Source organism: Herbiconiux daphne, from assembly GCF_024979295.1.
Taxonomy (GTDB): domain Bacteria; phylum Actinomycetota; class Actinomycetes; order Actinomycetales; family Microbacteriaceae; genus Herbiconiux; species Herbiconiux daphnes.
Genome location: NZ_JANLCJ010000710.1, coordinates 1 through 547, shown reverse-complemented (window position 1 = coordinate 547; position 547 = coordinate 1). Strand labels below are relative to the sequence as shown.

General features: G+C 37.1%; 1 protein-coding gene. It reads left to right on the top strand.

The window, feature by feature from the left end:
* The coding region (locus N1032_RS27290; RefSeq protein ID WP_259543839.1) for a hypothetical protein at positions 1-463 on the top strand (463 nt) is incomplete at its 5' end.
* Positions 464-547 lie beyond the last annotated feature (84 nt).

The window sequence follows — 547 nt, the reverse complement described above, 5'->3', positions numbered from 1 at the left end:
TGGTACAAAATTAACACTTGACGTATCATCTGAATCAAAAGCAGCAAACCAAATCCTTGGTGAAGTTAGAAAAATTCAACTATTGGTTGATGAATTCAAAGCATATTCAACAGGTGTTGCGGTATTGGTTCACCCAATTGTAGCAGACATGTTTGGAAAACTACAAGGGCAAGCATACCAAATGGGAACAAATACTTTCCCAGAAGGTCTTGGAAATGGTTTCAGATACCAAGGAGTTGACTTCTATGTATCACCTATCCTAAATGCAATTGCAGGTTCAGCAGCAGGTAAAGTTATTGGAGCTATTGTACTTGACAAGGAAGCATACGCTAACTATGGTCTTGAAAATACTACAAAAGAATTTGACCAAATGTTTGCAGATGAAAGATTCTTGGGACACACATACCATGAACTTGACGCAGTGGTTGATGCAAAAAGAATTGCAGTGCTTGAATTTGACTGAACAGCAAGCAAAAAAGTTAATGATAAGTAATCACTAACAAATCAGTCTAAAGGTCACCCAAAAGGTGGCTTTTTGTTATGTTAT